This window comes from Catenibacterium sp., assembly GCF_052354645.1.
Lineage (GTDB): Bacteria > Bacillota_I > Bacilli_A > Erysipelotrichales > Coprobacillaceae > Catenibacterium > Catenibacterium mitsuoka_A.
On sequence record NZ_DAWDDM010000020.1, the window covers coordinates 1 to 14,080 of the forward strand.

Consider the following 14,080-nt stretch of genomic DNA (forward strand, 5'->3'; position numbering starts at 1 on the left):
ATGGTGCAACTAGCAGAAAGACTATTACAGTTACTGTAAATCCTAAGATTGAACCTCTTAACGAAGCACCAACTATTGATGTAACTGATAAGGAAATCACAGTAGGTGATAAGTTTGATCCAAAAGAAGGCGTAACTGCAAAAGATAAAGAAGATGGTAATTTAACTGATAAGATTGAAATCTTAAAGAATACAGTTGATCCATCTAAGCCTGGCGTATATGAAGTTACTTACAAAGTAACAGATAGAAAAGGCGCATCTTGCACAAAGACTATAAAGGTTACAGTGAAAGAAAAAGCTCCTGCTCCAAGCAAGGATAACAATAAAACTACTACAGTTGCTCCTAAGACAGGCGACTCTACAAACGTATCTGCAGTGATTGCATTACTTGCAGTAAGTGGTATTGCATTACTCGCATTACTAAAGAAAAAGAAAGTATCATAGTATAACTAAGATATGTATCTAACCAGGGGACAGTCGAGAAATCGGCTGTCTTTTTGGTTTTCAGATCCATAAAATCTATGATGATAATTTTCTAACAAAATCGAAATTCATGTTTTCTAAATAGATTATCAGATGTAAATAATTTTAGTAAAGCGGTATCATTTAGGTGCAGAAAAAGTGATGTACACACAAGATGGAAAATATAAGAAAGTCTGGTATAGTACGCCTTATGCAGTTACAAGAGAATAAACTATTTGCATATATAATTCATTCATGTTAGTATGATTAGCATAAACTAACTAAGGAAAAACAGATGAAAGCACATAAATATTGGTCTATTGGTGCACTGATCACCATGATTTTTATTTTTTAACAGGACATATGAATAAGATGATTCATGCAGGATTTGGTTTGATTACACTCATTTGTATGATTATGTCAGTTTATTCAGGTCATAAGATGACTTCAAAAAAGAACTAGATTAAGTTAGCAACATAATGGTTGCTGGCTTTTTATGTGTCACAAATAGTATGAAAATGGATAATCAGTTTTTAAGCATGCATTAACCGTAGTTCTTTGAGTATCTCATTTTAGATAGAGGTGCGAGAGAAATTGTATTCTTCTTTTTGATGGAATGGTTGAAGAAAGCAATTGTAATCATAACTATATATGGTCTAGTGTACAATATGGAAACTATATATACATTGATACTTGTAAGAATCCAATTTCAGGTATTTATAAAAAATCATTGATCGTTTTTATTGACATTAATTTTTTTAGGTATATTGTTCTATATAGAACGATTAAAGTTCTAAATAGAACGATGGCAGGAGGCGTAATATGTATTTTTTGGATCAACATAAGACAATTACTCTCTATTATGAGATGTTAACAGCATCTACCTGTGATAAATACAATCTTAAAAAGATGGAATATGACATATTGATGTTTTTGTATCATAACCCTGAATACAATACTGCTGCAGATATTGTCAGAATAAGAAAGTCGACTAAATCCCATGTCTCAACTGCCTTAAAGGTATTAGAAGACAGAGGATATATTACTAAAAAGATAAATGAAAATAATAAGAAGCGTGTAGAACTTTTCTTAGAGGATTCGGCCAATGAAATCGTGAAAGAAGGGCTCGATGTTCAAAATCAATTTGCGCATGATATGCTTCAGGGTCTCACACAAGATGAGATAAAAGTATGTAAAAAAGTATTTGAAAAAATTTGTAGAAATGCAGAAGAATGCATTCAAAAGAAACAATGATCAATATGAATGAAAAATATGTACCTACAATGCCAGACATCATGGAGGCTATTTTTGATACTTGTTACCTATTATTTGACTTAGTAGCTGGTGTAATCATCCTTACAAACGCAAATGGCAATATGTTATTTATACTATATGGTATCTTAACTCTTACATTATGTGGTGGTGATGCATTCCACTTAGTTCCTAGAATCATTAGAGCATTCAAAGGAACTAATGAGAAAATTAAGAGACAGCTTGGTATTGGTTTGCAGGTTTCTTCTATTACTATGACTGTTTTTTATATTATCTTACTTTATATCTGGAAACTCACATTCCCAACTCTTTTTGCTACATTTATTGTAGAAGCTATTATCTATGTTTCCGCAATCATTAGAATTGTCGTATGTTTCTTACCACAAAATGACTGGTGTGGGGATGAAGGTAACTTAAAACTATCTATGATCAGAAATGCAGTATTTGCAGTTACTGGTATTGGAATAATTATTCTATATGCAATGAGCGGTAATACTGGTAATCTTCATATGACTAGAATGGTTGCAGCTATTATTATCTTATTTGGCTGTTATTTACCAGTCACTTTCTTAAGTAAGAAAAAACCTAAAATTGGTTTATTAATGATTCCTAAAACATGTGCTTATATGTGGGTGATTGTAATGGGATTACAGCTATTATTTAAGTAGAATAGTGTTATAATAGTGTTGTAATAAATCATTAAGTGAGGTAGAAATGATGGAACAAGAAAGATATTCAATACTATTTAGTTCTCCAACAGGTAATACAAAGATGCTTGCAGAAGCAATTCGTGATGCGTTACCTGAAGAAGACTGTGATTATTTTGGACCATGTAAAGAAGTAGATTCAGATATGCTTTATATTGGGTTCTGGACAGATAAAGGTAATGCGGATGCAGCAACTCTTAAACTATTAGAAACCTTAAAGAATAAGAAGATTTTCTTATTTGGTACAGCAGGATTTGGAGTAAGTGAAGAATATTTCCAGAGAATTCTAAATAATGTGAAAACAAGCATTGATGCAAGTAATACAATTGTAGGTGAGTATATGTGTCAAGGTAAGATGCCACAATCTGTACGTGATCGATATGTGATGATGAAAGCACAGCCTGATCATATGCCTAATATTGATATGCTTATCGAAAACTTTGATCAAGCTTTAACTCATCCTGATAAAAATGATTTAAATAACTTAAAAAATAAAATTAAAGCATAAGGGGATGAACTTCTTATGCTTTTCTCTTATGAAAGGAGTCCATTGTGATTATTCATGAACTCAACTGGTTATGGACACTACTTGGTATTGCGTTACTTTGTGCTTTTATTGCATTATTAATCTGTAAAACCATATACAAACAGGCAAGCATGAAAGTATTGATTATTGTTGCAGTTATAGGATTCTTACTAGGAGTTATAGGTGTATTTATTTACGCGAGTCAGGCTATGCCTTTGTAATCAGATTTTCTTATGATATATTATAGGCGTTTGCTCTATATTTTTATAAACGTATTACAGAAATTACACTGAGAAAAATAACCTAAATAAGAACTACCCTGACTTTCGCTTTGTTTACAAGTCTAGGCTTTCTACTTCAACCAACATCCTAAAGGTGGGGGAAATTCTTGCTTATAGTATGTTAAAAAGGAGATGATTGGATGTTAGGTGCAATTATTGGAGATATTGTTGGTTCTAGATTTGAATGGGAAAATTATAAAGGGAAAGACTTTGAACTATTTACAAAGGAATGTATGCCTACGGATGATAGTATTATGAGTCTTGCAATAGGAGTAGGATTACTTAAAAGTCAACCTGACTATGAAAATCTAGAAAAGAATACAATTGATTGCATGCAGTCACTAGGTAGACAATATCCTTATTGTGGTTATGGAGTTAACTTCTATTTTTGGATCTTTGGTGATGATCCAAAGCCTTATAATAGTTATGGTAATGGTGCCTCGATGAGAGTAAGTGCGGCAGGTACTGTGGCTTCTTCTTTGGAAGAAGCGTTAGCACTCTCAAAAAGAGTGACTGCTATCAGCCATAATCATCCTGAAGGTATCAAAGGAGCACAGGCAACAGCTGCCGCCATATATTTAGCTAAGACAGGTTCAACAAAAGAAGAAATTAAAGACTATATTAATCAGAATTTCTATAAGATAGATTTTACTCTTGATGAAATAAGAGATACTTATGAATTTAATGAAATATGTCAACGAACAGTCCCTCAGGCATTAGAGGCTTTCTTTGAATCAATGGACTATGAGGATGCAATTAGAAATGCGATTTCTATTGGTGGAGATAGTGACACAATAGGGGCTATATGCGGTAGTATTGCGGAAGCGTATTATGGTATTCCTGTAAATATCAGAAATCAGGCTTTAAGCTATTTAGATGACACATTGACACTTTGCTTGAAACAATTTGAAGAAGCATATCCGCCTATTATCCTAGAATAGCACTCTTATTTGTGCTATTCTTTTAATTAAGGAGGAAAATATAACATGTTAACATATTTAATGTTTGCTGCTGTTATTGGTTTTGCGGTAGTGATGAGAGAGCGTACTAAACATAAAGATGATTATCGTTACGTTGCAGCACAATACTTGATAATGGGAATTATCTGGGGTCTTATTGCCTTATCTGATTATCTAGATTATGGTGTACGTATGCCATATTTTGGTCTATATATAGTAATTTTTGTATTTTCACTATTCATGTGTATTAGATCCATATTGAATCATAATTAGAGTACTTCGGTACTCTTTTTATTTTTGAAAGTAAGATAATTATCAGCCTCTAGAAACTGTCTATTTCATCTATCTCTGAAAACAGAAGTTGTACTAGATAAAAAACAAGAAACAAAGAAAGAAGAAAAAGATAAAACACCTGCTAAAACAGGAGATAATACACAGCTGGTTGTATTTGCAGCATTGTTCTTATTATCTGAAATTTATCTCTTAAGAAGAATGAAAAAGAGTTAGTATAAGACAGAATCTCAATTATGAGGTTCTATTTTTAAGTTCTTTAATTTTTTATTCCTTTATTCTTCTAGTGTGATATAATGTTGATTGTTCTAAAAAAAAGACAAAAGGAAGAGGGATTTTATGAAAAATAATGAAAAGAGAAGTACTTTCTCAGGAAAACTAGGATTAGTCCTCTCTGCTGCAGGAGCCTCTGTAGGTTTAGGAAATATTTGGCGTTTCCCATATCTTGCGGCTAAATATGGAGGAGGAATCTTCTTATTAATCTATATTATTCTTGCACTTACATTTGGTTATACAATGATTATTGCAGAAACCACAATTGGAAGAATGACTAGAAAGAGTCCAGTAGGCGCTTTTAGAAAATTTGGAAACTCTATCTGGCATAAGTTTGGTGGATGGATCAATGCGATTATCCCTATATTAATCGTGCCTTACTACTCTGTTATTGGTGGATGGGTCATTAAATATCTTATAGAATATGTTTTAGGTAATGGTCATGCCTTAGCATCTAGTAACTATTTCTCTAAATTTATTTCTAATGGTGTTTCAACAGAATTATGTTTTATTGCCTTTGCATTACTGACTTTATTTATTGTATTTGCAGGTGTTAAAAACGGTATTGAACGTGTCTCTAAAATCATGATGCCAGTTTTAGTTGTATTATCATGTGTTATTACTGTTTATTCAGTTACTCGTCCAGGTGCACTTGAAGGTGTAAAGTACTTCCTTGTACCTAATTTTAAGAACTTCTCATGGATGACAGTAGTCACTGCAATGGGACAGATGTTCTATTCTTTATCTATCGCAATGGGGATCTTAATCACATTTGGTTCATATACCGAAAAAGAAGTCTCTATTGAAAATTCTACAGAAAATGTAGAAGTATTTGATACAGCTATTGCGATTATGGCAGGATTGATGATTATTCCAGCTGTATTTGCCTTCTCTAACGGAAATATGGAAAACCTTAATGCAGGACCATCTTTAATGTTTATTACTATCCCTAAAGTATTTGATAGTATGGGACTTGGAACACTTATTGGTATCCTATTCTTCGTATTAGTATTATTTGCAGCACTTACTAGTTCAATTGCCCTAACAGAATGTGCTGTCTCTACATTCCAGGATGAACTTGGATGGAGTAGACATAAATCAGTTATCATTCTTGGATTCATCATGCTTGTATTAGGCTCATTATCATCACTTGGATATGGACCACTTGCATCTATCCAGATTATTGGCATGCAGTTCTTAGACTTCTTTGATTTCTTAACTAATTCAGTGATGATGCCAATTTCTGCAACATGTGTATGTTTATTAGTATCTAAAGTGATTGGTGTAGACAAGATTGCGAAAGAAGTTAAATCTCACAACAATCCATTTAAACGTGAGAAAATCTTCAATTTCATGATTAAATATATTTGTCCAATCTTTGCAGCAATTATCTTGTTAAGCTCGGTTGCGAATGCATTTGGAATCATTAAGATGTAAAACAGGTTTAGGCCTGTTTTTTTATTTGCATTTTATACGCAATTTGTAGTGATGATTGTATTGAAAATTAAATAGGGATGACACGCTATGCACACTATCTTGTAAAATAATTGTGAGACAACTATACTTTGAATTAGAAGATAAGACAAGCATTATAGTAGAAATAATTACAGGAATATAAGATATTAATATTATTCAAACACTTTCTATTGATACACTTCATTCTTATGTACAATCACTATTACTTAATATCATTTCTTTAAGTATATTTCGTACAATGTTTAAGGGCATTAAAACAAAGATTATTTATGAAGGAGACATGGATGAAGACTTAGTCAATCAAATAAAATTCAATGGAATTATGTAAGAAATCGTAAGAAAAAACTGATTAACTATAATTATTTTTTATGCACAAAAGAAAAGCAACAAATACATTGGTATTTGTATAATAACTTAATTTCCCTTTATTTTTTTCTAAAAAATTACTTGTTTCATATGAAAAGTAAATGAAAATGGTTTAAAATAATCTAAGGTAAAGAAATAAGAGAAAGGAGAGTAAATATAATGAGATTCGCGTATAGTCAAGTTGAAAATTTGAATGAAGCAGAAATGTGTGTTTATAATTATATAGTGAAAAATCTAAAACATATATTAGATCTAAGCGTTCGTGAGTTAGCGGATGAAGTACATGTTTCAACAGCTACTGTTATGCGTTTTTGTAAGAAGATGGGATATTCGGGCTTTTCAGAATTAAAGTATAAGATTAAAGAGTTTTATGAACAGCAGGATCATGCAGATAACTATGAAATAAGTGATATTGTAGGTTTTGTGGAGCATATAAAATCTAATGATTATCTAGATAGTCTTAAAAAAGCAACTGAACTGATTAAAGGTGCTGATACATTTCAAATTCTTGGTTTAGGTGTATGTAGGGATATTGCGAAATATACCGCCCAACGATTTTGTCGAGCAGGGTTTTATTGTTATGGCATTGATGATGTCAACTATCCCATATTAGAAGTACCAGAAGGAGCTCATTCCGTTATTTTGATCATTTACAATCATTTTTATCAGAAAGTGATATTTGATCAAATCAATAAATATAAGAGTAAAAATTATACTATTATTATGATTTCGTTAGCGCATGTAGGTAAGTTTAGTCAATTATGTGATTTGACTATTTATGCTTCTAATGGAATTATGAAAGTTGGGCAGATTGAATCTGGAGTGCCAATGCTTTATACACTAGAAAAATTAACGGATGAAGTGATAAAATAATTTCATAATATATTAAAAGACACTAGGAATGCATTTCCTAGTGTCTGTTTTAATTCTGTTCAAAGAATACTTCTTCATCAATCATTGGGTAACATGTTAAATCTTTATTATCTAGATTTGTTTTATGCATATCCACAGCTTTAATTGTATGACCATGATAAGTTGAATAATAGTAAATACCTTTATTCAAATTACAACAAGAAGTATAAATGGTATATTCATATTTACCTTCGGCTACTTCACATAGTCCTTTTTGTTGTTCTACTGAACCAAGAATATGGAAGAACTGACTGACATTTTCCTGTTCATTTAATCCTTTAGTTACATTCATATTAGTGAATGCAACACGTACAAAACGAGATGCTGATGATAAATCACCAGGTAACCCTAAAGCACCCATACCTCTACTATAAGTAGATAAGTTTACATCTTTTGAGAATGTATTCTCAGGCTGTTTAGTAGAGAGATACATATAATTATTTAAATTAAACATCTGTTTATCAAAAGGTGGATTATTAGTTAATACACCTAAAGGATTATCATAGATATGTACTCCATCTTTCATGATTTCTACAGTAATAGTCTTATTTGAGTCACTGATCATATAATGAAGTGAAGCAGGTGGGAATGATGCACTAAAAGGTGTATCACATAAATTCATTTCATTAATAAGATGAATCGCTTCCTCAACAGTTTCACATTGACATAAGATCCAAGGAATAAACTCGAAAGAACAAACATTTGTTTTATTCTCTACTACTGGATTAAAATAGGCATTTCCTACAAAGTTGAGTCCAGCCATACCTAATCCTTTTTCATTCATTGCATCATAATATAATGGATATCCATCGCTGACATGAGCCATTCCAATGATGGCATATTTGTAAGATGGTTCATCTGTATATCTAAAACCATACTCAAAATTTCTAGGTGTTACAACAATCTGTTCACCATAAGAAAACTCATAATCTAGATTTCTTCCAAAATAACAATCTTTATCTTTAAAACATGCAGCAGTACACATAATCACTGCCCCCTTTCAACTGAATCCTAGCATAAACATATGGGTATGTTAAGTCCATAGTTTGACATAATTCACACATACTTTCTAAAGAATATTCTATGTCTCTTATATGTCACTAATGTGAACTGTTTGACAAAACAGTATATCAACATATAATAAAATCAAGAGGTGAACTTATGGTACAAGTAGATTTAATTACAGGTTTTTTAGGATCAGGTAAAACAACATTTATTAAGAAGTATGCGAAATATTTAATTGATCAAGGACTGCATATCGCAATATTGGAAAATGATTTTGGTGCGATTAATGTAGATATGATGGTATTAGAAGAAGAATTAGGTGACCAATGTGAACTAGAAATGGTTGTTGGTGGAGGAGATTTAGACTGTCATAGACGTCGTTTTAAGACAAAACTCATTTCTATGGGTATGAGAGGTTTTGATAGAATATTAGTAGAACCATCAGGTATTTATGATGTTGATGAGTTCTTTGATGTACTTCATGAAGAACCATTGGATAAATGGTATGAGATTGGTAATGTGATTGCTTTAGTGAATTCTAAGCTAGAAAATAACCTTTCTAAGCAATCAGATTACTTACTAGGCTGTCAGGTTGCAGATGCTGGTAAAATCATTCTCAGTCGTTCTAGTGAAGCTACAGAAGAAGAAATCAATAACACAATCACACACTTAAATAACACAATGTCTCTAATTAAATGTAAAAGAAGATTTAATAAAGAAGACTGCCTTGATTTAGAAACACTCAATAATGATGACTTTAATTCTATTCTTCATTCTGGTTATGAATTAGAAGGCTTTATTAAGATGTTCTTTAAGAAAGAAGAAGCTTTCTCTTCTATGTTTTTTATGAATCAAGCAATTACTAAAGAAGAGTTGATTCATGCAACTCAATCTGTTTTTAATGATTCTGAGTGTGGCAAAGTATTTAGAATCAAAGGCTTTATACCAGAAAATGATCAATGGATAGAACTTAATGCGACAAAAGATCAGATGACTACTGAAATAATTGCGAAAGGTCAGGAAATCATTATTGTCATTGGTGAATCATTAAATAAAGAAAAGATAGAAGAATACATAAAAAAACCAGCATAGCTGGCATTTGATGAAGTGATATTTGTAGAATATGGTGGGGATCACATATCTTCATCACCTGTATTATATTGATATAAGGTAATGAATAAACCAATTTTATTTAAAGAATAAATAAAAAGGTCAGCTAAGAAGGGAATGGTTGCTGACCTCGAAGGGTAGAAAAGAGTGGGAAATCTCTTTCCAACATTATTATATGAACATTTAAAAAAGATTTCATTATACAAATTGTCGTATTTGCTTAGAAAAGGAGTAATATGCATTATAGAAAGGTTAAAGGTATTTTATCTTCTAATAATGGGATGAATCTCTATAGAGGATGTCTGCATGGATGTATTTATTGTGATTCTAGAAGTGCCTGTTATCATATGAATCATTTGTTTGAAGATATAGAAGTCAAAGAGAATGCCTTAGAATTATTAGATATTTCATTAAGAAAGAAAAGAAAACCCTGCATGATTGGTATGGGAGCTATGACAGATCCTTATATTCCCTTAGAAGATCAATTATTGTATACAAGAGGCGCATTAGAAATCATTGATAGAAATGGTTTTGGAGTTACGCTCATTACTAAATCATCACGTGTATTAAGAGACTTGGATATACTGAAATCCATTCAGACACATTCTAAATGTGTCATTCAGATGACTCTCACTACTTATGATGAAGAACTATGTAAAAAGCTAGAACCCAATGTTTCAACAACTAAAGAACGTTTTGAAACATTACTCACTCTTCAAAAAGAAGGTATACCTACTATTGTTTGGTTGACACCTATTCTTCCGTTTATCAATGATAATGAAGAAAACTTAAGAGGGATACTTGATTATTGTATCAGGGCTCATGTCAAAGGAATTATCTGTTTTGATATGGGTGTAACACTGAGAGAGGGAAATAGAGAATATTTCTATTCTAAACTCGATCAACATTTTCCTGGATTTAAAGAGAAGTACATCAATAAATATGGAAATAGCTATATTCTCTCTAGTCCACAGAACAAACATTTGATGCGTATATTTCATCAAGTGTGCGAAGAAAATGGTATTATGCATAACCATGAAGAAATCTTCAACTATCTTCGTACATATGAAGATCATAGATTAAATTTATTAGATTTCATCTAAAAACTGGACCGCAGTCCAGTTTTTACTGTATTGTATTGACTTTCTTTAAGATACGCTCTGCATCCTGTCCAGTCGCAATAATAGGCTGATAGTTATTACGATACTTTACAGAAGAAATCATACATGGAATAATTTTATGTTCCGTACTCGTAATCTTCTTATTAGTAAAGTGGAATGTCTGCTGGTAAATCATAGAATCTTTATCACTTGGATTTCTATTACCACCAAAACAGAAGTTACTTAAACTATATACAATAGGGGAATCCTTATATGTTTCAATTCCTTCTAATACATGAGGATGACTACCTACAACCATATTAGCCCCTGCATCAATAGTTGCATGTGCTAAATCTCTCTGCCCCTGAGTAGGACTATAGTTTCTTTCAATGCCCCAATGATAATAAACAATCACAAAATCAGTTTTCTTCTTTAATTCAGTAATCGCATTCTTCATATCATCAGATACAGCATTAGGAAATGCATAACCAAGAAAACCAAACTTAATACCCTTTACTTCCTTAATATAGCTCTTTGAATACCCGAAATAGCCTACACCATACTCATCTAGAGTTGCTTTAGTATCATCCATCCCTTTCTGATAACGGTCCATAGAATGGTTATTTGCGACTGTCACAGCTTCAACACTACTATTAGTTAAAATCTTTGCATATTCCTTTTTACCTTTAAAAGGGAATGACTTAATAACATGATTTTCTTCATCAGTCAAAGGACCTTCTAGATTCGCAATAGTTAAATCGTCCTGTTCAAAAACACTCTTGACATTCTTTAAGAAATAATCAGGATTATTACCCTGTTTCGCATATTCCTGATCAAAAGATCCATCATATGCCTGACCTGCATAATTACCTAAAGTCATATCACCTACAAAAGACATAGTAATATCAGTATTAGTTACCTGAGCTGTTTCTTCTGTCTTTTTCTTAGTCTTCTTTGGTGTTTCCTTTTTCTCTTCTTTGGCACATCCAGTACTTAATACAAGAAGTGCACATACAAAACCTTTTAAAAACTTATTCATTTTCATTTCTCCCTTGCACAAATACAAAACAATAATCATTAGATAGCTTTTCATCGAATACAAAATCTAAATCATTAAACTTCTTTAAGTCCTCTATATTTTCTATCTTTTCTTTAGCCATATAAGAGATCATTGCTCCTCTAGCCATCTTCGCATATGTTGCCTGCTGCTTAAGTACCCCTTTAATATTTCTTAGAAACTGAATTTCTATACATTGATCATCTTTCTTTAAATAATCAGTAATACATTTAGAATATTCTTTGGATGCGAGATTAATAATCACATGATCATCAAGTGATTCATAAATCTTACTACCCCAGAATTCATACAAATTAAGCAATTTAACGCCCATTTCTAAACGATAGGGTACAATTCCATCAGTAGGTGTCAAAACCCCATACAACCCTGATAAAATACGTAAATGCTTGTTTAAATACTCTCTTTCACTATCACTCATAGAAAAAGGATGAAGATACTTAAACGCTATCCCATCATAAGCATGAATTGCACATGTCAATGGTTTAAACTGACGCTCCTGTAACTCCTCAAAACATTGATGTGTTAATGATTCATTAGTTTTCCATAATCTTCTTAACTCATCATAGGACATACTCTTAAGCTTTTCTTCTAATATATAAGACTCATTAAGAAAACAAGGTGTAGTAGGAGTAATAGAAGCATCCTCGTCGTTTCTCATCTTCTTAGCAGGACTCATAATAATCTTCATGATAATGCCTCAAGCATCTCTTTTGGATTATCAGCTGTCTTTACACGTTCCTTAGCCTTGATAATCATTCCTTCTTCATCAATTAAGTAAGTTGTTCTTACAACACCCATACTTACCTTTCCATAATTCTTCTTTTCTTTCCATACATCATAATCGTGGATTGTCTTCTTTTCTGTATCAGAAAGTAAAGTGAAAGGCAGTTCATATTTTTCTTTGAACTTCTTATGACTAGCCACAGAATCTTTGCTGATTCCTATAACCACTGCATCCTTCTCTAAGAATTCAGGATACAAATCTCTAAACCCACATGCCTGTTTAGAACATCCAGGTGTATTATCTCTAGGATAAAAATAGAGAATCACACGATGACCTCTATATTCTTCTAAAGTATGCATATTGCCTTCTTCATCTGGTAGATTAAAAGAAGGTGCTTTTGTATTAATCTCTAACATAATGAAACCTCCTTTCTGCATTATACCAAAAATAGAAATAATGTGCTACCTATGCATAAAAAAACGATTGTAAGCATTAACATTTTAGAAACATGTTGACACATTGAAATACAGGTTTTATAATCCCATTTGTCATTAAACACAATTAAATATTAAATAGGGGGACAATTATGACATTTTCATTAACTACTCGTCTCATTGCTGAGTTCCTTGGTACTGCAATCATGGTTATGATTGGTAACGGCTCAGTAGCAAACGTGGAATTAAAGGGAACAAAGGGAAGCCACAGTGGATGGATCGTCATTGCAATCGGTTATGGTATGGCCGTTATGATTCCAGCTCTTATGATTGGTAAAATTTCTGGTAACCATATTAACCCAGCATTTACTATCGGTTTAGCTGTTGCAGGTGATGTTCCATTAGCTGAAGTATTACCTTACATTTTAGTACAGTTCGCTGGTGCTATCGTAGGTCAGTTTATTCTTTATATTTGCTTCAAACCACATTATGATGCAACAGAAAATCCTGATGCAATCTTAGGTACATTCTCAACTACTGATGCAACAAACAATAAGTTCAATGGTTTCGTAAACGAATTCTTCGGATCATTCATCTTATTCTTCTGTGCATTATCTATTACTCATTCACCAATTTTCGAACATGGTAATCAGGGTGCTGGTTTCATCGGTGTTGGTTTATTAGTTATGGCATTAGTTGCTTCATTTGGTGGTCCTACAGGTCCAGCTTTAAACCCAGCTCGTGACTTAGGTCCAAGAATCTTACATGCAATCTTACCAATCAAGAACAAGGGAACTTCTCAGTGGGATTATGCATGGGTACCAGTACTTGCTCCAATTTGTGCAAGTATCTGTGCTTGTCTATTATATTTCAACATTTTCTAAGAAGCTATCAATCGATAGCTTTTTTTCTTTGTCTCAAAGAATAGGGGAGTAATAAAAAAAGGATAAGCATCGAGAGTTTGGTAACTGAAATGCTTATCCTATCCCATAAGAACAACTGAAATAAAGCACAAAAAAACTCAGGAACGAATCCTGAGTTATATTTATTAATGGCGCAGGTTGAGGGATTCGAACCCCCGCAGGACGTTAATCCTCTGTCGGTT

At 32.4% G+C, this 14,080-nt stretch carries 19 protein-coding genes; 15 read left to right on the forward strand and 4 right to left on the reverse strand.

The genetic code is table 11. The features are described 5' to 3' along the window. The 12 genes from ACT8VG_RS01775 to ACT8VG_RS01830 form a co-directional block, all read left to right on the forward strand. Positions 1-443 (forward strand): immunoglobulin-like domain-containing protein (locus tag ACT8VG_RS01775; RefSeq protein WP_444195081.1); only part of this gene is annotated, 443 nt, incomplete at its 5' end. Positions 444-756: 313 nt separating this feature from the next. Continuing rightward, positions 757-816, forward strand: coding sequence for a DUF6219 family protein (locus ACT8VG_RS01780; protein WP_331874275.1), 60 nt, complete (start codon positions 757-759; stop codon positions 814-816). A gap of 8 nt (positions 817-824) precedes the next feature. Beyond that, positions 825-923, forward strand: coding sequence for a DUF6219 family protein (locus tag ACT8VG_RS01785; protein WP_254151304.1), 99 nt, complete (start codon positions 825-827; stop codon positions 921-923). A 360-nt stretch (positions 924-1,283) separates the two neighbouring features. Next, entirely contained in the window at positions 1,284-1,715 is a 432-nt protein-coding gene (locus ACT8VG_RS01790; RefSeq protein WP_217107029.1) for a MarR family winged helix-turn-helix transcriptional regulator, read from the forward strand. Then, on the forward strand, positions 1,712-2,401 hold the full coding sequence (locus tag ACT8VG_RS01795) for a hypothetical protein (protein WP_217107033.1): 690 nt from the start codon (positions 1,712-1,714) through the stop codon (positions 2,399-2,401). Before ACT8VG_RS01790 ends, ACT8VG_RS01795 begins: the two co-directional genes overlap by 4 nt. A 49-nt stretch (positions 2,402-2,450) precedes the next feature. Next, positions 2,451-2,948, forward strand: a complete 498-nt coding sequence (gene bilS, locus ACT8VG_RS01800; protein WP_217107032.1) for a flavodoxin family protein BilS — start codon at positions 2,451-2,453, stop codon at positions 2,946-2,948. A gap of 44 nt (positions 2,949-2,992) precedes the next feature. After that, positions 2,993-3,187: a hypothetical protein gene (locus tag ACT8VG_RS01805; protein WP_217107028.1), complete on the forward strand. Its 195-nt coding sequence runs from the start codon at positions 2,993-2,995 to the stop codon at positions 3,185-3,187. A 200-nt stretch (positions 3,188-3,387) separates the two neighbouring features. After that, positions 3,388-4,188: an ADP-ribosylglycohydrolase family protein gene (locus tag ACT8VG_RS01810; protein WP_217107027.1), complete on the forward strand. Its 801-nt coding sequence runs from the start codon at positions 3,388-3,390 to the stop codon at positions 4,186-4,188. Between the two features lie 45 nt (positions 4,189-4,233). Next, positions 4,234-4,479 carry a hypothetical protein gene (locus tag ACT8VG_RS01815; RefSeq protein WP_217107026.1) on the forward strand — a complete coding sequence of 82 codons (246 nt, stop codon included), beginning with the start codon at positions 4,234-4,236 and terminating at the stop codon, positions 4,477-4,479. A 75-nt stretch (positions 4,480-4,554) separates the two neighbouring features. Then, positions 4,555-4,713 carry a sortase B protein-sorting domain-containing protein gene (locus ACT8VG_RS01820; protein WP_217107031.1) on the forward strand — a complete coding sequence of 53 codons (159 nt, stop codon included), beginning with the start codon at positions 4,555-4,557 and terminating at the stop codon, positions 4,711-4,713. A gap of 123 nt (positions 4,714-4,836) precedes the next feature. Further along, positions 4,837-6,207 (forward strand): sodium-dependent transporter, encoded by a 1,371-nt coding sequence (locus ACT8VG_RS01825; RefSeq protein ID WP_217107025.1) that lies wholly within the window; start codon positions 4,837-4,839, stop codon positions 6,205-6,207. Positions 6,208-6,771: 564 nt separating this feature from the next. After that, on the forward strand, positions 6,772-7,485 hold the full coding sequence (locus tag ACT8VG_RS01830) for a MurR/RpiR family transcriptional regulator (RefSeq protein ID WP_217107024.1): 714 nt from the start codon (positions 6,772-6,774) through the stop codon (positions 7,483-7,485). A gap of 49 nt (positions 7,486-7,534) precedes the next feature. On the opposite strand, the gene bsh is transcribed toward ACT8VG_RS01830, so the two are convergent. Beyond that, positions 7,535-8,509: a choloylglycine hydrolase gene (gene bsh, locus ACT8VG_RS01835; RefSeq protein ID WP_217107023.1), complete on the reverse strand. Its 975-nt coding sequence runs from the start codon at positions 8,507-8,509 to the stop codon at positions 7,535-7,537. Between the two features lie 176 nt (positions 8,510-8,685). Between bsh and ACT8VG_RS01840 the strand changes: the two genes are divergently transcribed. Then, positions 8,686-9,621: a CobW family GTP-binding protein gene (locus tag ACT8VG_RS01840; RefSeq protein ID WP_217107022.1), complete on the forward strand. Its 936-nt coding sequence runs from the start codon at positions 8,686-8,688 to the stop codon at positions 9,619-9,621. Positions 9,622-9,875: 254 nt separating this feature from the next. Further along, a complete protein-coding gene (locus ACT8VG_RS01845) occupies positions 9,876-10,742 on the forward strand; it encodes an SPL family radical SAM protein (protein ID WP_331874076.1) in 867 nt (288 codons plus the stop codon). Between the two features lie 22 nt (positions 10,743-10,764). Here the strand turns inward: ACT8VG_RS01845 and ACT8VG_RS01850 are convergent, their stop codons facing one another. Genes ACT8VG_RS01850 through ACT8VG_RS01860 form a run of 3 tightly spaced genes read right to left on the reverse strand, consistent with a single transcriptional unit; the run spans position 10,765 to position 12,957 of the window. Next, positions 10,765-11,778 carry a CapA family protein gene (locus tag ACT8VG_RS01850; RefSeq protein ID WP_217107020.1) on the reverse strand — a complete coding sequence of 338 codons (1,014 nt, stop codon included), beginning with the start codon at positions 11,776-11,778 and terminating at the stop codon, positions 10,765-10,767. Then, positions 11,771-12,505: a peroxide stress protein YaaA gene (gene yaaA / locus ACT8VG_RS01855; protein WP_444195082.1), complete on the reverse strand. Its 735-nt coding sequence runs from the start codon at positions 12,503-12,505 to the stop codon at positions 11,771-11,773. Before yaaA ends, ACT8VG_RS01850 begins: the two co-directional genes overlap by 8 nt. Then, positions 12,502-12,957 (reverse strand): peroxiredoxin, encoded by a 456-nt coding sequence (locus tag ACT8VG_RS01860; protein WP_418221143.1) that lies wholly within the window; start codon positions 12,955-12,957, stop codon positions 12,502-12,504. The genes yaaA and ACT8VG_RS01860 overlap by 4 nt, the downstream gene beginning before the upstream one ends. Before the next feature lie 170 nt (positions 12,958-13,127). On the opposite strand from ACT8VG_RS01860, the gene ACT8VG_RS01865 reads away from it, so the two are divergent. Continuing rightward, a complete protein-coding gene (locus ACT8VG_RS01865; protein WP_187012671.1) occupies positions 13,128-13,859 on the forward strand; it encodes an MIP/aquaporin family protein in 732 nt (243 codons plus the stop codon). Positions 13,860-14,080: the final 221 nt, after the last annotated feature.

Coding starts and splice junctions, on each gene's coding strand:
- bsh (WP_217107023.1), bottom strand. CDS start 8,509: ATGTGTACTGCTGCATGTTTTAAAGATAAAGATTGTTATTTTGGAAGA.
- ACT8VG_RS01845 (WP_331874076.1), top strand. CDS start 9,876: ATGCATTATAGAAAGGTTAAAGGTATTTTATCTTCTAATAATGGGATG.
- bilS (WP_217107032.1), top strand. CDS start 2,451: ATGGAACAAGAAAGATATTCAATACTATTTAGTTCTCCAACAGGTAAT.
- ACT8VG_RS01815 (WP_217107026.1), top strand. CDS start 4,234: ATGTTAACATATTTAATGTTTGCTGCTGTTATTGGTTTTGCGGTAGTG.
- ACT8VG_RS01810 (WP_217107027.1), top strand. CDS start 3,388: ATGTTAGGTGCAATTATTGGAGATATTGTTGGTTCTAGATTTGAATGG.
- ACT8VG_RS01825 (WP_217107025.1), top strand. CDS start 4,837: ATGAAAAATAATGAAAAGAGAAGTACTTTCTCAGGAAAACTAGGATTA.
- ACT8VG_RS01840 (WP_217107022.1), top strand. CDS start 8,686: ATGGTACAAGTAGATTTAATTACAGGTTTTTTAGGATCAGGTAAAACA.
- ACT8VG_RS01830 (WP_217107024.1), top strand. CDS start 6,772: ATGAGATTCGCGTATAGTCAAGTTGAAAATTTGAATGAAGCAGAAATG.
- ACT8VG_RS01785 (WP_254151304.1), top strand. CDS start 825: ATGAATAAGATGATTCATGCAGGATTTGGTTTGATTACACTCATTTGT.
- ACT8VG_RS01790 (WP_217107029.1), top strand. CDS start 1,284: ATGTATTTTTTGGATCAACATAAGACAATTACTCTCTATTATGAGATG.
- ACT8VG_RS01865 (WP_187012671.1), top strand. CDS start 13,128: ATGACATTTTCATTAACTACTCGTCTCATTGCTGAGTTCCTTGGTACT.
- ACT8VG_RS01860 (WP_418221143.1), bottom strand. CDS start 12,957: ATGTTAGAGATTAATACAAAAGCACCTTCTTTTAATCTACCAGATGAA.
- yaaA (WP_444195082.1), bottom strand. CDS start 12,505: ATGAAGATTATTATGAGTCCTGCTAAGAAGATGAGAAACGACGAGGAT.
- ACT8VG_RS01795 (WP_217107033.1), top strand. CDS start 1,712: ATGATCAATATGAATGAAAAATATGTACCTACAATGCCAGACATCATG.
- ACT8VG_RS01850 (WP_217107020.1), bottom strand. CDS start 11,778: ATGAATAAGTTTTTAAAAGGTTTTGTATGTGCACTTCTTGTATTAAGT.